16 protein-coding genes and 1 riboswitch are annotated in these 21015 nt (G+C 38.5%); of the genes, 15 read left to right on the top strand and 1 reads right to left on the bottom strand.

Annotation, left to right across the window (positions count from 1 at the left end):
- The first annotated feature begins 56 nt into the window (after nt 1-56).
- The 10 genes from V7147_RS04775 to V7147_RS04730 all read left to right on the top strand — a co-directional run bounded on the left by V7147_RS04775 (nt 57) and on the right by V7147_RS04730 (nt 8616).
- On the top strand, nt 57-824 hold the full coding sequence (locus V7147_RS04775; protein WP_335366720.1) for an ABC transporter ATP-binding protein: 768 nt from the start codon (nt 57-59) through the stop codon (nt 822-824).
- Nucleotides 808-1515 (top strand): ABC transporter ATP-binding protein, encoded by a 708-nt coding sequence (locus V7147_RS04770; RefSeq protein ID WP_335366719.1) that lies wholly within the window; start codon nt 808-810, stop codon nt 1513-1515. The genes V7147_RS04775 and V7147_RS04770 overlap by 17 nt, the downstream gene beginning before the upstream one ends.
- Nucleotides 1516-1563: 48 nt before the next feature.
- Nucleotides 1564-2427 carry a branched-chain amino acid ABC transporter permease gene (locus V7147_RS04765; protein ID WP_438824545.1) on the top strand — a complete coding sequence of 288 codons (864 nt, stop codon included), beginning with the start codon at nt 1564-1566 and terminating at the stop codon, nt 2425-2427.
- A 4-nt stretch (nt 2428-2431) separates the two neighbouring features.
- Nucleotides 2432-3439: a branched-chain amino acid ABC transporter permease gene (locus V7147_RS04760; protein WP_335366717.1), complete on the top strand. Its 1008-nt coding sequence runs from the start codon at nt 2432-2434 to the stop codon at nt 3437-3439.
- Nucleotides 3440-3451: 12 nt separating this feature from the next.
- Nucleotides 3452-3631 (top strand): hypothetical protein, encoded by a 180-nt coding sequence (locus V7147_RS04755; protein ID WP_335366716.1) that lies wholly within the window; start codon nt 3452-3454, stop codon nt 3629-3631.
- Nucleotides 3632-3637: 6 nt separating this feature from the next.
- The gene (locus tag V7147_RS04750; RefSeq protein ID WP_335366715.1) at nt 3638-4651 is read left to right on the top strand and encodes a 3-oxoacyl-ACP synthase; all 1014 of its coding nucleotides are present in this window, start codon (nt 3638-3640) and stop codon (nt 4649-4651) included.
- A complete protein-coding gene (gene phaZ, locus V7147_RS04745; protein WP_335366714.1) occupies nt 4651-5562 on the top strand; it encodes an intracellular short-chain-length polyhydroxyalkanoate depolymerase in 912 nt (303 codons plus the stop codon). The genes V7147_RS04750 and phaZ overlap by 1 nt, the downstream gene beginning before the upstream one ends.
- Nucleotides 5559-6296 (top strand): 3-oxoacyl-ACP reductase FabG, encoded by a 738-nt coding sequence (gene fabG, locus V7147_RS04740; RefSeq protein WP_335366713.1) that lies wholly within the window; start codon nt 5559-5561, stop codon nt 6294-6296. Before phaZ ends, fabG begins: the two co-directional genes overlap by 4 nt.
- Before the next feature lie 160 nt (nt 6297-6456).
- Entirely contained in the window at nt 6457-7959 is a 1503-nt protein-coding gene (locus V7147_RS04735) for an acyl-CoA synthetase (protein ID WP_335366712.1), read from the top strand.
- A gap of 117 nt (nt 7960-8076) precedes the next feature.
- Nucleotides 8077-8616, top strand: a complete 540-nt coding sequence (locus V7147_RS04730; protein WP_335366711.1) for a GNAT family N-acetyltransferase — start codon at nt 8077-8079, stop codon at nt 8614-8616.
- A 43-nt stretch (nt 8617-8659) separates the two neighbouring features.
- Here the strand turns inward: V7147_RS04730 and V7147_RS04725 are convergent, their stop codons facing one another.
- Nucleotides 8660-9070, bottom strand: coding sequence for a VOC family protein (locus V7147_RS04725; protein ID WP_335366710.1), 411 nt, complete (start codon nt 9068-9070; stop codon nt 8660-8662).
- A gap of 227 nt (nt 9071-9297) precedes the next feature.
- A riboswitch (cobalamin riboswitch) is annotated at nt 9298-9493 on the top strand.
- A gap of 144 nt (nt 9494-9637) precedes the next feature.
- Here V7147_RS04725 and V7147_RS04720 point away from each other — a divergent pair.
- From V7147_RS04720 to addA, 5 genes are all read left to right on the top strand, one after another.
- Nucleotides 9638-11926 carry a ribonucleoside-diphosphate reductase subunit alpha gene (locus tag V7147_RS04720; RefSeq protein WP_335366709.1) on the top strand — a complete coding sequence of 763 codons (2289 nt, stop codon included), beginning with the start codon at nt 9638-9640 and terminating at the stop codon, nt 11924-11926.
- A 15-nt stretch (nt 11927-11941) separates the two neighbouring features.
- Nucleotides 11942-12988, top strand: coding sequence for a ribonucleotide-diphosphate reductase subunit beta (locus tag V7147_RS04715; protein ID WP_335366708.1), 1047 nt, complete (start codon nt 11942-11944; stop codon nt 12986-12988).
- Between the two features lie 2 nt (nt 12989-12990).
- Nucleotides 12991-13446, top strand: coding sequence for a flavodoxin domain-containing protein (locus V7147_RS04710; RefSeq protein WP_335366707.1), 456 nt, complete (start codon nt 12991-12993; stop codon nt 13444-13446).
- A 138-nt stretch (nt 13447-13584) separates the two neighbouring features.
- Complete coding sequence (gene addB, locus V7147_RS04705; protein WP_335366706.1) at nt 13585-17073, top strand: helicase-exonuclease AddAB subunit AddB; 3489 nt, start codon at nt 13585-13587, stop codon at nt 17071-17073.
- Entirely contained in the window at nt 17066-20827 is a 3762-nt protein-coding gene (gene addA / locus V7147_RS04700; protein WP_335366705.1) for a helicase-exonuclease AddAB subunit AddA, read from the top strand. The genes addB and addA overlap by 8 nt, the downstream gene beginning before the upstream one ends.
- The last annotated feature ends 188 nt before the right edge of the window (nt 20828-21015 follow it).

The following is a 21015-nucleotide window of genomic DNA, read 5'->3' as shown; positions in this document are numbered from 1 at the left end:
AGGCTTCGGTAGGATTTCTACCGAAGCCTACTTTTAGAAAAAAGAGGTGAAGTTACGTGAATAATATTATTGAAACGAAGGATCTAACAATTGCATTTGGAGGTCATGTTGCTGTTGATAAGGTTAATTTTACAGTTCCTTCTAATCACTTCAAATCAATCATTGGACCAAATGGCGCAGGTAAAACAACCTTTTTCAATCTGTTAAGTGGCCAGCTTTCACCAACAAATGGTCAAGTTTTTTTAAAAGGTGAGGATATTACAAAGCTATCTCCAACTACACGTACACGAAAAGGAATCGGTCGTTCCTTTCAAATCACAAACGTTTTTCCAAATCTCACAGTATTAGAAAATGTTCGATTAGCCGTTCAATCCGTGGCAGGGGTTCGGTATCAAATGTTTAAGCACTTCCGTAAATATCGACAATTCGAAAAAAAAGCTTTACATATTTTATCGCTTGTTCTTCTTGATAATAAAGCAGATGCAATTGCAAAAAATCTGGCACATGGCGAAAAACGAAAGTTAGAAATTGCCATGCTTTTGGCATTGGAGACCGAGGTTCTATTACTTGATGAGCCAACTGCTGGAATGTCACTTGAGGAAGTTCCTGCAATCCTTGAGGTCATAAAAAAAATTAAAGCGGAAGGGAATCGAACAATCATTTTAATTGAACACAAAATGGATATGATCCTCGACCTTTCTGATAGTGTAATGGTTTTATTTAACGGTAGATTGCTAGCCGATGGAACACCTGAAGAAATTATGAATAATGAAACGGTCCAATCGGCGTATTTGGGAGGTTTGCACGATGACACTGCATCTTAAAGTAGAGGGAATTGAAACGTATATTGACCAATTTCATATTTTACAAGGCGTTTCGTTTGAAGCGAAAAAAGGAGAGGTTACTGTCCTTTTAGGAAGAAATGGTGCAGGTAAAACAACTACTCTGAGGTCAATCATGGGACTCGATCCCCCTGCAAAAGGAACAATCGAATTTAATGGGGAAAACATTGCAGGCCATGCAACCTATCATATTGCTGCAAAAGGGATTGGCTATGTACCAGAGGACCAAGGAATTTTTGGAGAGTTGACAGTTGAAGAAAATATGAAGGTTGCCATTAAAAAGGAAAACGATGAAACAAAGGAGCGACTCGATTACATTTTGAATTTATTCCCTGACTTAAAGAAGTTTTGGAAAAGAAAAGGCGGTAACCTGAGCGGTGGGCAAAAGCAAATGCTCTCTATCGCAAGGGCATATGTCAATAATAATGATTTACTTCTGATTGATGAACCAAGTAAGGGGCTAGCCCCAATTGTGGTAGAAAAAGTGATGGAGTCCATCCAAGAAATAAAGTCAAAGACATCGATTGTACTTGTTGAACAAAACTTTTTTATGGCAAGTACAATTGGAGACCGATTTTTCATCATTGACGATGGAAGAACCGTTCATCATGGCGAAATGAAGGAATTAAAGGAAAATGAACAACTTCGTAGACAATATTTAGGAATTGCCTAACAGGTTAGTAAGTACATACTAAGCGCTGTTCTTTTGAGAGGAGGAGAAATGGTGGATGCAATCATAAATTTAACAATCAATGGACTTGCTACAGGCATGTTGATTTTCCTACTTGCAGCAGGGTTAACCTTAATTTTTGGACTTATGGATGTCTTGAATTTTGCTCATGGTGGTTTATTTGCCTGGGGAGCATATGCTGGTGTTTGGTCTTATGGGCAAACTGGCAGTTTCATCGTTGGAATTATTACAGCACTTATTACCGGTCTAATCTTAGGCCTACTAATGGAAAAATTCATCGTCACCCCGGTTTACGGAAATCATATCCAACAAATTTTAATAACACTTGGGGTAATGATTGTCCTTTCTGAAATGCTAAAGGTCGTTTGGGGACCAAACCAATTAAGTGCAAAAACCCCTTCCTATTTAAGTGGGAGCTGGGAGTTTGGTGGAGTTATTATTATCAAGTATCGCTTGTTTATCATTTTAGTTGGGTTCTTAGTTTTCTTCCTTATTTATTACATTCTAAAAAATACAAAGATCGGTTTAATTGTTCGGGCCGGTGTAATTAACAAGGAAATGGTCCAATCGCTGGGCATCAATATAAAAAAGATTTTTATGCTTGTTTTTATGGTGGGTGCAGCAATGGCCGCACTTGGTGGCGTATTACTTGGACCATATTCCGGGCAAATTTATGCGGAGATGGGAATGGAATTCGCAATTCTCGCATTTATTGTTGTTGTCATTGGTGGAATGGGAAGTATTACAGGGTCACTATTCGCAGCGATTTTAGTTGGGCTTTCGGGTGCTTTCATGGCATATTATGTCCCTGATTTATCACTAGCAGTTAATATGCTGTTGATGGCTGTTGTATTAATTTTTAGACCACAAGGATTATTTGGGGCAAAGGGGTGAGGAAATGAAGCTTCTTACTAATTCTTCAAAAGCGAACATCATATACATTGCGGCAGCAGTATTTCTTCTCTGCTATCCGTTTATTAATGATACAAGAAGTATTTTAATTTTGTTTACACAAATTTTTATCTTTGCTGTCTTTGCTATGAGCTATGATATTTTACTAGGTTTTACAGGAATTGTTTCTTTCGGGCATGCGATGTTTTTTGGAATCGGCGCCTATTCGACAGGTATTCTTATGAAACGATTTGAACCAACATTAATGGTATTTATCCTTTCAATTTTAGTTGGAATGATACTTGCTGCCATTTTAAGTTATCTTGTTGGCCTGCTCTCACTACGGTTAAAGAGCCACTTCTATGCCATGCTAACATTAGCATTTTCAGGTTTGTTTTTAGTTGCCGCGGAGAAATGGAGGTCATTAACACGAGGCAATGACGGATTTACCTTCCGTACACCTGATCTATTAAAAGACCGAATGACTCTTTACTTTGTTACATTGATCCTTATGATTCTCGTGTTTTTAGTGTTAAAAAGATTCACGGAATCCCCTCTAGGAAGGGTTCTCCAGGCCATTCGTGAAAATGAACCCCGAACAGAGTCACTTGGTTATAATGTCATTCATTACAAAATCATCGCGAGTATTGTAGCAGGGGTAATCGCAAGCGTTTCTGGCTCAATGTATGTATTAACACTACGATTTGTAAATACATCGGTATTTACCCTCGATGTGACCCTTGATGCACTTCTTATGACGATTATTGGTGGGGTCGGAACGCTAGTCGGTGCTATCATAGGAGCAGGTCTTATCGAATTTGCTCACCACTGGCTAACGGGACTGGCAAAGGTTCACTGGATTTTTGAGAGATGGATGATCTTCTTTGGCATTTTATATATATTAGCCGTTATGTTCTTCCCAATGGGAATCGTTGGAACTGTTAAGTCATGGGTTTATAAAAGAAAAGGGACGAATAAAACGGAAACTGCGAAAAAAGAAAAAATAGCTGGCTAAGGAGAGAGGACCATGAACGATAATCAAACCATTACTTCTTTCGTTGTCCGTTGTGCACTGGTTGATGTAGATAACAAGACAATGAAAAAGCAATGGCGTATAAAGGTTAGCCATGTACAGGGGGAAGATGAAGTAGTTGTGACAGATTTAGATGATGCCGTTCAGTTTATGAAACGTGTAATAGAGGAGTGACCGACTTTGCAATCAGTTGGAATTTTAAGTACGGGGATATACATTCCAAAAGATATTTTTACTTCGGAAGACATTTCAACAAAGAGTGGGATTCCAAAGGAAATCGTTGAAAAAAAGCTAGGAATTTTGAAAAAGCCAATTCCTGGACCTGGTGACCATACTTGCGAAATGGGAATAAAGGCAGCAAAAGAAGCAATTAACAAAGCAAAAATCGATCCGCTAGACATTGATTTAATCATTTATATTGGTGAAGAACATAAGGAATATCCATTATGGACAGCTGCAATTAAAATGCAACAGGAACTCGGTGCACAGAATGCATGGGGATATGATGTTGCCATGCGCTGTGGTACAACAATAATGGCTTTAAAGGTTGCAAAAGATATGATGAGATCAGATGACTCCATAAACACGGTATTACTAGCGGGTGGCTATCGAAATGTGGATTTTATTGATTACGAGAATCCTAGAACTCGCTTTATGTATAATTTAGGTGCCGGTGGCGGCGCTATTTTGTTACAAAAAGGGATAACGAAAAATCATATCCTTGAAAGTCAATTGATAACAGATGGCGCATTTTCTGAAGATGTCGTTGTGGTTGCAGGAGGAACTAAGAACCCGATAACAAAGGAAGCGATTGACCAAAAATTAAATATGCTCGATGTTCTTGATCCTGAAGGGATGAAACAGCGGCTAGAAGAAAAGTCGATGCAAAATTTTCTTAAGGTGATTCGGGAGGCAGTTAAAAAAAGTGGGTATACCGAAGCAGACATTGACTATTTAGGTATTCTCCACATGAAAAAATCAGCCCATGATTATGTACTTAATGAGTTAGGACTTTCGCAGGAACAATCCATTTATCTTAATGAATACGGCCATATTGGTCAAATTGATCAGATACTTTCTTTGGAATTAGCGGAAAAAAACGGTAAAATAAAAGAAGGGGATCTTGTTGTTTTAGTAAGTGCTGGTATAGGATATGCGTGGGGTGCCACTGCAATAAAATGGGGGGATTGTTAATGTCAGCAATTGAACTAAAAACGGTTAATCTTGCAAATGGAGAAACACTTGGCTACAGGGAACGTGAAGGGGGAGAAAAAATAGTTCTTCTCATTCATGGGAACATGTCTTCATCGAAACATTGGGATGTTGTGATTGATAATCTTGACAGCGGTTACAAGGTATATGCGGTTGACATGAGAGGCTATGGTATTTCAACATATCACAAACGAGTGCAATCTATTAAGGATTTCTCGGATGATATTAAACTATTTGTTGACGAATTAGGCTTAACTGATTTTATAATAGCCGGTTGGTCAACAGGTGGAGCTGTAGGAATGCAGTTTGTTGCTGACCATCCGGGTCTTTGTTCAAAACTAGTGTTAGTGGCATCAGCATCAACAAGAGGTTATCCGTTCTTTGGCTTAGGTGCCGATGGACAGATGGATTTTTCAAATCGATTGATGACGATGGATGATATTCAAAAAGATTTAGCACGTACGATCCCAATTCAAACCGCCTATGACAATCGAGATAAAGAGACATTAAAAGCAATCTGGAATGCTGCCATATACACAAAAATTCAACCGGAAGAAGCTCATTACGACGAGTATCTTGACGATATGATAACGCAACGAAATCTTGCTGATGTTTATTATTCATTAAATACGTTTAATATAAGCCATCTTCATAATGGGTTAACAGAAGGAACTGGTCAGGTTGATGATATTAATATCCCAGTCTTGGTATTGCGTGGGGATCGGGATTATGTTGTTTTAGAAAATATGGCAACTGAAATTATGGAGGATTTAGGAGAGAACGCCACTTTTGTTGAACTAGAGGACTGTGGACATTCTCCGTTGATCGATAACCTGGATTTGTTGTTAAGTGAAATGCATAAATTTATGAAGCAAAAGGAGCCAGCAAAATGAGATTAAGGGATAAGGTGGCAATCATCACTGGAGCTGCAAATGGACTTGGCCTAGAAGCAGCTATTACATTTGTACGTGAAGGTGCGAAAGTAGCATTAGCAGACTATGACACTACAGGTGCTGAAAGAGCAAAAGAACTGAAAGAGCAAGGTGCAGATGTTGAATTTTTTCAAGTTGATGTAGCAAGCAGAGTGAGTGTTGATAAAACAGTTTCCGCTGTTATGGAGCGATTTGGAAAGATTGATATATTAATAAATAATGCAGGGATTACTCGCGATGCGATGCTGACGAAGCTTTCTCAAGAGGATTTTCAAAAAGTTATTGACGTAAACTTAACAGGTGTCTTTAATTTTACCCAAGCTGTCGTGCCGCATATGATTTCGAACGGAAAAGGAAAAATCGTTAGTACATCATCTGTAACTGGTGTATATGGGAATGTTGGTCAAACCAATTATGCGGCTTCGAAGGCAGCGGTAGTCGGAATGACGAAAACGTGGGCTAAAGAACTCGGAAGAAAAGGGATAAATGTAAATGCAGTTGTCCCAGGATTTATTGAAACCGGGATGGTTGCAGCAGTACCCGAAAAGGTGATCAATCAAATGAAACAAATGATTCCTCTGCAAAGACTAGGGAAGCCTTCAGACATTGCGAACGCATACCTATTTTTATCATCCGATGAATCAGATTACGTGAACGGAACAACCTTACATGTTGATGGTGGAATAATGATGTAATTCGATTAGGAGCTGATTTTGCAGCTCCTGATTTTTTTTACCTAAACCTAGATTTATATTCATAAACCAATCCTCACATCAAATCTGATTATGTAACTTCCATGTAACTCCTGTCTTCTATAGTAAGAATAGAATTAAGATGACGTAAGGAGAGATAGTTGTGAGGTGGGAACTGGATTGGATCGCAAATCGGGCTCGACTATCACCTGATTCGATTGCTGTTGTAGACGGGGAAACGGGCATCCGTTTTACTTTTCAAGAATTAAATAAACGAGCGGAAAATATCGCCTCCTATTTCAAAACAATCGGAATCAATAAGGGAGATCGGATAGCACTACTATCTCCAAATGATATTTGTTATTTCGATCTGCTTTTTGCCTGTGGAAAAATTGGAGCAATCTTTGTACCGCTAAATTGGCGTTTATCAAGTGAGGAAATAGATTATATCCTTTCAAATTCATCACCAAGGATAATTGCATTATCAAGTAATTTGGAGCGTTTATTGCAGGATAAAACATCTAGGAAAATAGTGAAAATTGATTCAGAAGAGTATCATCGAATTGCGAATGAATCTAGTAACTCTTATGTTCAAGTGGAATTTATCCAAGAAGATGACCCATTAGCAATCATTTATACAGGCGGAACAACAGGTAAACCAAAGGGAGTGGTCCTTTCCCATCAATCCATGATGTGGAATGGGTTAAATACTATCGTGAGCTGGAATTTGACAGCGAAAGATGTGACTTCGACATATATGCCGATGTTCCATACCGGTGGGCTTAATGCCTTATCAATTCCAATTTTAATGATGGGGGGCAAAGTTGTAATAGCTAAAAACTTTGAGCCTAATCGAGCAATTGAGATTATCAATCAAGAGGGATGTACAGTCGTTTTACTTGTTCCAACGATGTATCACATGATGGTTAACACTTCATCCTTTAAAGATGTAAAGTTTCCAACAATGCATACATTCTTATCAGGGGGAGCACCATGTCCGTTAGAAATTTACCAAGCGTTTGAAGAAAAGGGTTTGTCTTTTAAAGAAGGATATGGCCTAACCGAGGCTGGTCCAAACAATTTCTTTATCGATCCCAAGATATCAAGATTTCGGAGAGGGTCTGTTGGTAAGGCGATGTTTTATAATGATGTGAAAATCATTGCTTCAGATGGAAGAGATGCTAAGGCTGGGGAAGTAGGAGAGCTTTTAATTCGTGGAAAGCATGTATTCCATCATTACTGGAATAATCCAAAAGCGACAAAGGAAGCATACCATGATGGCTGGCTTCATACCGGAGATTTAGCAAGATGTGATGAGGAAGGCTATCACTATATTGTTGGTCGAAAGAAAGAAATGATCATTACTGGCGGGGAAAATGTCTACCCATTAGAGGTGGAACAATGCATTAGTAAGCATCCTGCTATTAATGAGGTTGCCGTTATTGGTGTGCCTCATCAAAAATGGGGAGAAATGGTGATTGCTGTAGTTTCCTTGATGCCGGACCACCATGTCTCAAAGTTGGAGCTAAAAGAGTACTGTCAAGCAAAAATCGGTAAATACAAAGTTCCAAAAGAGTTTATCTATGTAGAGGACATACCAAAAACACATGTTGGAAAGATGGATAAAAACCAATTGCAAAAAACATACAAAGATTTAGTTGGATAAGCAAGGCCCGAAAACGTGGTCTTGTTTATTTATTTTTTGAAGGAAAATAGATTGCTAAAGGGATTTTAGATAAAAAGTTGAATTACTTTAATTAGAAAAAATAAGGGAGTAGTTCAAGTGATTACGTATAATCTTCTAAAAGGAAAAAGAGTTCAACTTGTAAGATTTAAGGATGAGGATGTTCCTACAATTGTAAGTTGGTATGAAGATCAGGAGTTTCTAAGAAATTTAGATACTTTGCCATCCTTTCCAAAACATCCGTCTGATTTCAAAGAATGGGTCGAACAGAAAAATGAGAAAGCATTTGTTTTTGGAATTAAAGAGAGTGCAACTGAAAAATTAGTTGGCTTTGTTGATATTGATAGTATTATTTGGCCACATCGAAATGCATGGCTCGCAATCGCGATCGGTGGTGATGGCAACAGAAAACGGGGTCTTGGGTATGAAGCAATGCAGCTTGTTTTAGATTTTGCGTTTCAGGAGTTAAACCTGCACAGAATCCAATTGACCGTATTTCAATACAATGAAAGGGCAATTGCCTTATATGAAAAACTGGGCTTTGTTAGGGAAGGGACTTCTAGGGAGTTCCTTGAGCGAGATGGAAAGCGGTTTGATATGTATTTCTATGGTCTTTTAAGGCATGAATGGAAAAAGTAAAATCGATCCCCCCAGGTGATTTCAAATGGGGGGATTCACTAACTTATTTTTTTTCAAAGTTTAGGTCCCAAATTATGCCGAAATGATCCTTTACCTTTGCATATTTAGCACCCCAGAAGGTGTCCTGCAATTCCATGAATACAGTGCCTTGTTCCTTTAAATCATTAAAAGTTTTAGTGATTTCTTCTTCGCTTTCAAATTCAAGAACTAAAGAGATATTGTTTCCAAACGTTACAGTTTGGTCTGGAGAGTCATCTGATACCATTAATAAGAAGTCATTCTTTTTAAATTTACCATGAATGAGTCTGTCATTAGCCCAGTCCTGATTCTCATAGCCTGCCTTAGCATATGTTTGAACATCCAAAATTTCACCATCAAATATTTCCTTATAATATTCCAAAGCTTCTTTAGCATTCCCATTAAACATTAAATACGGTGTTGCTTGTCCTTTCATACACAATACACTCCCTTTTAAATTTACAAAATGCCCTACATTTGTTTTCTAATACTTAAGTTAATCATACATGATTGAATATTTTTTTCCCATACCACAATGAATTCGAGATATTTATTTCTTGAGAAATAATTGTCAAAATTTGTCTTGCTAAAAGTCGAGTAGTCATTTATTATAAATCTTACAGCATATATTGATAGAATTTTATTTTTAACAACTACATATTGTGTTTGCCTTGGGAAAAAGATGCCGTACGGCTTAAAAGGGAATCTGGTGAAAATCCAGAACTGCCCCCGCAACTGTAAATGCTGACGAAATGAACAGGCCACTGTATAAGCTAACTTCAAGTAGGTACTTATATGGGAAGGGTTCAAAGTAGAATGACGCATAAGTCAGGAGACCTGTCTTTTCTTAAGTAGTTTCACCTTCCTCGGGGATTGGGAAGATGAAACGGTGGCGACAGGTGAGGCTCTTTATTTCTGCTCTCTTGATGTTATCGTTTCATCCGCTCAATTCGACCTGAGCGGATTTTTATGTTTAGCAGAAAAAATAAAAGGAGAGAAATAAATGAATATTACAACACATGGGGAATTGGATTCAGTGCTGCAGTCGCTTAAGCATGCGGAAAGAACCTATCAGCTTGACACAACTGAAATAAGACATAGATTGCAAGGAATGGATTTCTCTACATTTGAAGCGAACCAACATGCTCTATTTTATTCCTTAAACAAAATTGCCATGGATCAACCAAACTGGACCTATCTAGCAGCTCATCTTTATTTAAATGAGCTTTATGAAAAAGCAGCAAGTAGTCGTAAATATAATAGTGCCCTAAAATACGGACGTTTTTATGACTTAATCGAAGAACTAGCATACAAAGGAATTTATTCGAAAGAAATAGTAAACTCCTATTCAAAAGATGAGATTTTTGAACTTGAAAAGGTCATAGACCCTTCTAAAGATTATCTATTTACATACATTGGTTTATTTTTACTGGCAGACCGCTATCTTGCCAGAGATTATGAGCGTAATATTTATGAACTTCCACAGGAACGCTTCATGATAATCGCCATGACATTAATGCAACACGAGAAGAAAGATGTTCGGCTCGAGTACGTCAAGGAAGCCTATTGGGCATTAAGTAATTTGTATATGACAGTGGCGACACCAACTTTATCAAATGCGGGTAAAAGCTTTGGCCAATTATCCTCTTGTTTTATTGATACAGTGGAAGATTCTCTTGATGGCATCTATTTAAATAATTGGGATATTGCGAGATTGTCAAAGGATGGGGGCGGAATCGGCGTTTATTATGGTAAGGTCCGCGCGTTAGGCTCAGATATTAAAAAATTCAAAGGGAATTCCTCTGGAATTGTTCCATGGATTCGACTCATCAATGATACAGCAGTCAGTGTTGACCAATTGGGACAACGTCAAGGAGCCATTGCAATTTATCTGGATTTATTCCATAAAGATGTAATGAATGGTTTCCTCGACTTGAAAACGAATAATGGAGACGAACGCCGGAAGGCTCATGATATTTTTACAGGGGTCTCCGTTCCAGATCTATTTATGAAAAAGCTTCAAGAGGTAGACGAAGATGGAAGAAGCATTGGAGAGTGGCATACCTTTTGTCCACATGAAGTAAAACAAATCATGGGATGGAAGGATGAGAACGGGAATCCATTGGGTCTTGAAGATTTTTATGATGAAGAAGATGAAAAACACTTCACTCAAAAATATTTAGAAGCCGTCAATCATCCATTTTTACCGCGTAAATCTTATCGAGCAATGGATGTTATGGCGCGAATCATGATTGCACAGTTGGAAACCGGGACACCATACATGTTCTACCGAGATGAAGTAAACCGCAAAAATCCAAATAAGCATCTTCTAGGAAAAGGACGAACAGCGATTTTCTGTAGTAATTTATGTACTGAAATTGCCCAAAACATGTCAGCGACAGCTATTACAAAGGAATATGTGGATGATGAAGGAAATATTGTGATCATACGTAAACCGGGTGATTTTGTGGTTTGTAATCTTTCATCTATTAATCTACCAAGAGCGGTCCAGGAAGATGTCCTTGAAAGATTAATTCGAATCCAGGTAAGGATGCTCGATAATGTCGTTGATTTAAATACCATTTCGGTCAAACAAGCCGATATCACAAATAAAAAGTTTCGCGCGGTTGGATTAGGAACATTTGGGTGGCATCATCTTTTAGCACTTAAGGGGATTTACTGGGAATCAGATGAGGCAGTTCAATTCGCTGATATGCTCTACGAGGATATTGCGTATTACACGATTCAATCCTCTATGGAGCTAGCGAATGAAAAAGGTACTTACCCGAAATTTAAAGGCTCTGAGTGGGAAACGGGAGCTTATTTTAACCGCAGAAACTATACATCTGAACGATGGAACAAGCTTCAAGAAAAGGTGACTCAACACGGAATGCGCAATGGCTGGCTCATGGCGGTAGCACCTAATTCATCGACGGCTAAAATTGGTGGCTCGACTGATGGAATTGACCCAATTTATGCGGCCGAGTATGCGGAGGAGAAAAAGAATTTTAAATTTAAAGTAACCGCACCGGATATCAACCATAGAACCTATGAATTTTACCGAAAAGCAAGACATGAAGTTGATCAAATTTGGAGTATTAGACAAAATGCAGCACGTCAGCGTCATATCGACCAGGGGATTAGCTTTAATTTGTATGTAAGACATGATATTAAAGCGAAGGATCTCTTGCAGCTCCATTTGGAGGCTTGGAGGCAAGGGTTAAAAACAACTTATTATGTTAGAAGTACTTCCCAAGCTGAAATTGAAGAATGTGAACTATGCCATAGTTAAGGGGGAACCGAACCAATGATCATAAATCAGACATTAACAAAAATTAAATTATTTAATCCGGAGTTTCCAAATAAATCAACAGGAATCATTAACGGGGAAACCTCGGGATTATTGAATTGGAATGATATTGCCTATCCACAAATGTATACTTTGTATCAAACCTTGCTTTCGAATTTTTGGAAAGCACAAGAAATTAATATGCAGGATGACATCAAACAATGGGATCATTTAAGTGATACTGATAAGGATGTGTTTTTACGAATAAACACTCAACTCGCATCTTTGGATAGTTTGCAAACACCTACAATGAACCAGGTAATGGACTATGTGACGGATTCTAGTTTTAAGGCGATTTTCGCGGTTATTTCACAGCAAGAAGCCGTTCATAATGAGTCGTATTCCTATATATTGAGTTCACTTGTCCCATTGCATGAACAAAAGGAACGGTTTAGTCAGGCAAAAGAAGACCCGATTGTTCAAAAACGAAATCAGGTAATTCTTAAAGCTTACGAGGGATTTAGGGAACGACCGAATCCAGAAAATTTATTTAAGCTTGCGATTAATTCAATTAATTTGGAAGGTATCTATTTTTATGCAGGCTTTGCCTTTTTCTATAATCTTGCCAGACAACAAAAAATGCTGAAGACGAGTACAATGATTAGCTATATACAAAGAGATGAGATGCAGCATGCGTATTTCATTGCTCAATTTGTACGAATCCTTTTATCAGAGAATCCTGAGCTAAATACCAATGAAAACAAGGATTACGTCTATAAGGCAATAGGGCAGGCTGTTGAACTTGAAAAAGAGTGGGCACGCTATATTTTAAAAGATATTGATGGAATTGATCTACGGGAATTTGAAGAATATGTAGAATATCTTGCAAACAAAAGGCTTCGTCAGCTTGGGTTCCAAAATTTATATGAGGAGAAGGAGAACCCAATGCCATGGATTCAGGTGTTTAGTGATGAAATGATGAATGATACTAAATCTGACTTCTTCGAACAAAAATCACGAACTTATACAAAGGTATCCCAATCTAATGGGTTTGATGAGCTATAAGTATGAAAGTTGCAATTGTGTATACATCGATTACAGGGAATACAGAGGAGACAACTAGAATCGTCAACAGTTATATGAAAAGATACTCGAGTCATTGCTATGTTTTTCAGGTCGAATATTTTCCTTTTTATAAATTGGAATCATTTGATGTCATAATTATCGGGACCTATACATGGGGAAATGGAGATATTCCTCAAGAAATGATTCCGCTTTATCGTGCATTCGAGAAAAATCCCACAAAGGATATTGTAACAGGGGTTTTTGGTACTGGGGACCAATGCTATCCCCATTTTTGTGGGGCTGTTGATGAATTTCGCGATATGCTTTATGTGCAATCAAACTTAGCAGCAACTTTAAAAATTGAATTAATGCCACAACATATCGATGAACATCGGTTTGAGCGCTTTGCTCAGGTAGTAATGGAACGAGTAAATAGTAAAAAGGGTATCACTGTCTAAATGTGATACCCTTTTTGCCGTAAAATTTTATCTAATTCTAGAATTTGGATTGCTTAAGTCTCCCCTGTTCGACAAATTTTTTGATACAATTAGAGGATAAGAATGAACGCAATTTTACTCTCTGAAGGAGGTTACAATATGTCACTTCAATTTATATTGGGACGTGCTGGTACTGGGAAATCATACACATGTCTTGAAGCTATACGGACAAAGCTTCTTGAAGACCCAACAGGTTCTCCGATTGTGTATTTAGTTCCGGACCAAATGACATTCCAATCTGAATATGATTTAATCAGTACTCCTGGAATTGGTGGAATGATGCGAGCCCAAGTATTCAGTTTTACACGTTTGGCATGGCGAGTTCTGCAGGAAACAGGGGGGATGAGCCGCTATCATGTGAATAATGTTGGGGTGAATATGCTTCTTCGCAAAATCATTGATTCCAAAAAACAGGATCTCAAGGTCTTTTCTCGAGCAGCCGATAAAAATGGGTTTATTACTCAAATGGAGGAAATGGTCGCAGAGTTTAAACGGTATTGTGTTACTCCTGAAATCCTAGAAGAACAAAAGCAAACCATTGCATCAGAAAACAAGGTACTTTCCGATAAATTACATGACCTACAGCTTTTATATGATGAATTAGAAAAACATCTATTTGAGAAATACATCGATTCCGAGGATTATTTACGACTATTAGCAGAAAAAATTCCTCAATCTTCCTATATAAATGAAGCAGAAATATTAATTGATGGCTTCCATAGCTTTACCCCTCAAGAGCTTGAAGTAGTAGGTCAGCTTATGAAAGTCTCAAAAAAAGTAACAATTGCTTTGTCTGTTGATAAAGCTTATGATGTTCCACCACATGATTTAAGTCTTTTCCGTATGACTGGAAAAACCTATCAATCTATTTTTCAATATGCCATTGAAAATGGAATTAGGGTCGAGGAGACAATTTTGTTAACAAACCAGAATCGTTATTCCTCCGAACCGTCGTTAGCTCATTTAGAAAGATATTTTGATGAAAGACCAACTGTTCCATATCATGGGCGGGCAGCCATTACATTGGGCCAAGCGGTGAATCTACGAGCCGAAATAGAAGGGGTTGCTCGTGAGATTCAAAAATTAGCAAGGGATAAAAACTATCGTTATCGAGATATCGCGATTATGATTCGCAATGCGAGTGATTATCATGAAATCATAGAAACGATTTTCGCAGATTATCACATTCCATTTTTCATTGACCAAAAGCGTTCAATGTTAAATCATCCATTAATTGAATTGATACGTTCAAGTCTTGAGGTCGTAAGCAGTAATTGGCGCTACGAGTCTGTTTTTCGATGTGTGAAGACAGATCTGTTATATCCGTTTGGAGAGGAAATAGCTGCACTTCGAGAGGATATGGACAAGCTTGAAAACTATGTGCTTGAGTACGGGATTCAAGGTTATAAATGGACAAATGGTGAGCGTTGGAAGTATAAGCGGATAAGGGGATTAGAGGATTCAGACCTACCCCAAACAGATAAAGAACGTGAATATGAAGACAAGCTTAACGATCTTCGTACTATGATTGTGAAACCCTTAGTTGCACTCGGGAAACGTCTTCAAAAGGCAAAGGATGGCAGAGCGATGTGTGAGGCACTCTTCCTTTATTTAGAGGATCTTGAAATTCCCGCAAAAATGGAAGAAATGAAGCTAAATGCTGAGCTTGCTGGAAGACTTTCAGAAGCAAGGGAAAACGATCAAGTGTGGAATGCTGTTTTAGAGCTGCTTGATCAATATGTTGAAATCATCGGTGACGAAAAAGTATCGCTAACTTTGTTCAGCAATATGCTGGAAACAGGACTAGAAAGCATGAGATTTGCACTTGTTCCACCTGCGATTGATCAAGTGCTCGTTGCAAGCTTGGAGCGTTCTCGATTTTCAAACATTAAATGTACCTTCATTATCGGTGCGAATGATGGCGTCCTACCTGCCCGTCCAAATGAGGAAGGTGTGTTTTCGGAATCAGACCGGGAAAAATTAGGTAATGCAGGACTACAGTTAGCACCTGGAAGCAGAGAAACATTGTTAGATGAAAATTTTCTTGTTTATTGTGCGCTCACGAGTCCTCAGGAAGCTTTATATATTAGCTATCCGTTAGCAAATGAAGAAGGAAAATCATTGATACCATCACCAATAATCAAGCGTCTTAAGGATATTTTCCCCGATGTGGAAGAAACGTTATATATGAATGAGCCTTCAGAGCTCACCAAATCGGAGCAGCTAGAATATATCACAAATCCCGATGTCGCTTTATCCTCTTTGGCTACCCAATTGCAGGCGTGGAAAAAGAAATATCCAATTCAGGATTTATGGTGGGATGTCTATAACTATTTTGCTAACCACGATGAAATGAAATACAAAAGTCAGCTTGTATTAAGTAGTTTATTTTATAAAAATAAACCGACAAAGCTATCAAAAGAAATAACAGAGGCCTTATATAGTGACCATATTCAAGGTAGTGTCTCACGAATGGAAGTGTTCCAGGGATGTCCATTCTCTCACTTTGCAAGCTACGGGCTTCAGCTAAAAGAGCGTAATGTATTTCGTTTGGAATCGCCAGATATTGGTGATTTATTCCATGCGGCCCTTAAGAAGATTGCCGACTCTTTAAGAATCAATGGAATTGACTGGCGTGACTTAACAAAAGAGCAATGTGACATGCTCGCTGCCAAAGCAGTAGAGGAATTAGCACCAAGGTTACAGAAGGAAATTTTATTGAGTTCAAATCGCTATCACTATATCATGCATAAGCTGCAAAAAATTATTAGCCGTGCATCAAAGATTTTAAGTGATCATGCAAAAGCAAGCGGCTTTGCTCCAGTTGGAATTGAGCTCGGCTTTGGTAAGAAGGGACCACTTCCGCCAATTCGTTTAAATTTAGATAATGGCAGCACGATGGAGCTTGTTGGTCGAATTGACCGTGTTGATAAAGCAGAAAGTTCAAAAGGTGTACTTTTACGAGTAATCGATTATAAATCAAGTCAAAAGGCACTTAATCTTTCAGAGGTATACTACGGGATCGCCCTTCAAATGTTAACGTATTTGGATGTCATTATTACACACTCTAAGGATTGGATTGGCACGACTGCAAAACCTGCAGGTGTCCTTTATTTCCATATCCATGATCCATTAATTCATTCAAATAAAGTACTGCCTGAGGATAAAATCGAAGAGGAAATTTTTAAGAGATTTAAAATGAAGGGACTCTTACTAGGTGAAGAGGAATCTGTTCGTCTAATGGACCAATCACTTGGAACAGGTTACTCTCAAATTGTCTCTGCTGCGATCAAGAAGGACGGAAGCTTTTATTCCAATTCACAGGTAGCGAGTGAAGAAGAGCTTAGTTATCTTCGTAATCATGTACGAGGCGTTTTTAAAAACACCGGAAACCGGATTACGAATGGTGAAATTGATATTGCCCCTTATAAACTTAAGGATAAAACACCTTGTACGTTCTGTTCGTTTAAATCTGTTTGTCAGTTTGACCAAAGCTTAGAAGAAAACAACTATCGTGTATTACCAAATGAAAGCAAAGAGATAATCCTCGAGAAAATTCGGAATGGAGGTGTAAAAATTCATGGCTAATCTCATCTCAAAACCAGAAGGAAGTCAATGGACAGATGACCAGTGGAAAGCTATCGTCTCAAGTGGTCAAGATATTTTAGTTGCAGCTGCAGCGGGCTCAGGTAAAACCGCGGTACTCGTTGAGCGGATTATCAGAAAAATATTAGCTAAGGAACATCCAGTTGATGTCGACCGTTTACTCGTTGTAACTTTTACGAATGCGTCTGCAGCTGAAATGCGCAATCGAATCGGGGAAGCATTGGAAAAGGCATTAAAAGAAGATCCAGCGTCTTTACATGTCAGAAGACAGCTTAGCTTGCTTAATCGTGCTTCAATCTCAACCATTCACTCATTCTGTTTGGAAGTTATTCGAAAGTTTTATTATTTAATTGATATCGACCCAGGCTTTCGAATTGCCGATTCAACTGAAGCCGAGCTTTTACGAGATGAGGTAATGGAGGAGCTATTTGAAAAACACTACAGTAATCTGGAAAACTCAAAATTCTTTGATTTAGTTGACCGTTTTACCAATGATAGAACTGATGTTGAATTACAGAATATGATCCGGAAACTTTATGAATTTTCAAGAGCACATCCAACACCTAATGAATGGCTAAAGCAAATTGTAGAGGATTACCAAGTCGATGATCAGACATTGGATCAAACACCATATATTCCATATTTACTAGCGGATATTTCGCTTCAGCTCGAGGGTGCAAAAGCCAATTTACAGCATGCAATGGATTTGATTCGAATCCCTGGAGGCCCGGCACCTCGTGCAGAAAATATTGAAGCGGATCTAGAACAAGTTAATCGACTCCTACAGGCAAAGAAACACTCATGGGCAGCCCTTTACCATGAAATGCAAACTCTTGTTTTTGGAAGAGCGAAGCCTGTCAAGGGTGATGAGTATGATGAAAATCTGAAGGATCAGGTAACAAAACTAAGAGATGACTCGAAAAAGCTTGTTGAAAAAATAAGGGAGGATTTGTTCAGTCGAACTCCTGAGAGCTATTTAGACAATATAAAAGAAATGCAGCCTTCCATTGAAATGCTTGTTCAGCTTGTGATTGAATTTGGTGATAGGTTTCAAAAGGTTAAAGAAGAAAAAGGGCTAGTCGACTTTTCGGATTTAGAGCATTATTGTCTTGAAATCCTTCGAAAAGCAGGCACATCAACAGACGATCTTGTCCCTTCAGAAGCGGCCCTTGAATACCGCATTCAGTTTGAAGAAGCTTTTGTTGACGAGTATCAGGATACAAATATGGTGCAGGAATCCATATTAAAGCTTGTCACAAAAGACGGAGAATCGACTGGGAATATGTTCATGGTTGGGGACGTGAAGCAGTCGATTTACCGTTTCCGACTTGCAGAACCAATGTTGTTTTTGAGTAAATATAAACGGTTTACCCAATCAGGTGAAAATACAGGATTAAGAATCGATTTATCTAAGAACTTCCGTAGTCGTGCAGAAGTCTTGGATGGAACGAATTTTTTATTCAAACAAATTATGGGCGAAGCAGTTGGTGAGATTGAATATGACGATGATGCCGAATTAAAGCTTGGTGCGGATTATCCACAAAGTGATCAAATGGCTGCTGAATTAGTATTAATTGATAAAAATGGCCAAGAAGCCGAAAACTATGAACCAGATGAAGATTTCGAAGATGAAGAACGAGTCGTTCTTTTTGATGAAGCGGAACTTGAAACAGCACAACTAGAAGCTCGAGCAATGGCAAAGCAAATCAAGGATATGATCTCTTCCGGGTTCCAAGTATTTGACCGTAAAGAAAACCGGATGAGAATCATTACGTACCGTGATATTGTCATTCTGATGCGTTCGATGCCATGGGCTCCCCAAATTATGGAGGAGTTCAAACAACAAGGTATTCCTATTTATGCGGACCTATCTACAGGCTATTTTGATGCAACAGAGGTTGCCATTATGATGTCTTTGTTAAAGGTGATCGACAATCCTTATCAGGATATTCCACTTGCATCTGTTTTACGTTCACCGATTGTTGGACTTGAAGCAGATGAGTTGGCAAAAATTCGAACCTATGAAAAAAACAGTCCTTATTATGAGGCATTGAAGGTATTCTTAACGGAAGCATCTTCTGATGATGCAACACATGGGAAGGTAGCCGAATTTTATCATAAATTAGAAAACTGGCGTACGAGAGCGAGAACAGGTTCCTTATCTGACTTGATTTGGCAACTTTACCGGGAGACATATTTTTATGATTTTGTTGGGGGGATGCCAGGTGGAAAACAACGCCAAGCAAACCTCCGTGCACTGTACGACCGTGCTCGTCAATATGAAGCGACTTCCTTTAGAGGTTTATTCCGATTCTTACGGTTCATTGAGAGAATGCAGGACCGCGGTGATGATTTAGGAACGGCAAGAGCGCTTGGAGAACAAGAGGATGTTGTTCGCCTAATGACGATTCATAAGAGTAAGGGACTTGAATTCCCGGTTGTATTTGTAGGTGGACTTTCGAAACAATTTAATATGATGGATTTAAATAAAAAATATTTATTAGATAAAGAGCTTGGATTTGGTACGAAATATGTGAACCCGACGCTTAGGATTACGTATCCAACCTTACCGATGCTTGCCATTAAGAAAAAAATGCATCTTGAACTGATTTCTGAAGAAATGCGTGTTCTTTATGTTGCTCTCACAAGAGCAAAGGAAAAGCTTTATCTTGTAGGTACTGTAAAGAATTTAGAAAAGCAGCTTGGTAAATGGCAAGCGACACTTCAAAACAAAGAATGGCTGATTGCCGATCATACAAGAGCTGGGGCTAAATCTTATTTAGATTGGATTGGACCTGGATTAATTAGACATCGAGATGCCGAATTACTTCGGGGAGATGAAACAGTCGACGGGCTACCAACAGACATTGTGAATCACCCAACAAAATGGGGGATTCGAACTATCTCTGCTGTAGAACTACAAAAGATTGAGGTTGGAGAAGAAGGCAAACATGAACAAATGGAGGCAGCACTGAAGGAAGGAAAACCAATTCCAGTTAGTAGTGATGCTTCTGAAAGAATCGAACATCAATTAACATGGCAATATCCATTTACATCTGCAGCAAATAACCGCTCAAAACAATCTGTCTCCGAAATTAAAAGACAGCGAGAGAATATGGATGAACATAGTGATGTTGCTTTTCTTCCGCGATTCCGTTCTGCAAGTGCGGATCGACCAAGATTCATGCAGAAAAAATCATTAACACCTGCTGAACGTGGGACAGCCATGCATATGGTGATGCAGCATGTTGATATTAAAGCATCTATAAGTGAAGAGTCCATCCGTGAACAAATTCAACGAATGGTCCATAATGAGCTTTTAACGCAGGAGCAAGCAGATGTGATTGATGTAGCAAGTATTCTCGGATTTTTTGAATCTGGGATTGCTCAGCGTATGTTGACTGCTGAACATGTAAGACGGGAAGTACCTTTTAGTGTTGCAATTCCTGCGTCTGAAGCCTATGCAGATTGGTCTGATGAGCAACAAGAAAATGTCCTTATCCAAGGGGTTATCGACTGTATCTTTGAGGATGAACAGGGAATTGTTCTAATTGACTATAAAACGGACACCATTACTAGTAAGTTTAATAGCTTTGAAAATGCAAAGCCTGAACTAGAAGACAGGTATCGCGTCCAGCTTGAATTATATAGTAAGGCAATCGAACATATTTGGAGAAAACCACTAAATGAAAGATATTTATACTTTTTCGATGGTGGACATTTATTAGAAGTGTAACTTTATTCAGCATAGACACTACTTTTATAGTGGTGATGAATACAAAAAGCGTATCTAATTCAGTGGGGTTCAAACCTTGACTGAATAAAGTTAAAGCCTCCGGTGGATGCCACAGATTTTCAAAGGAAATTTTTCGAGTAGTAAGATCAAAGACTAAGTACGCCACTTCATGTGGCAACGTCTTTATG

Origin of the sequence: Bacillus sp. JJ1521, from assembly GCF_036965165.1 — a bacterium.
Classification (GTDB): domain Bacteria; phylum Bacillota; class Bacilli; order Bacillales; family Bacillaceae_L; genus Ferdinandcohnia.
This window is presented reverse-complemented; position numbering and strand designations above follow the sequence as displayed.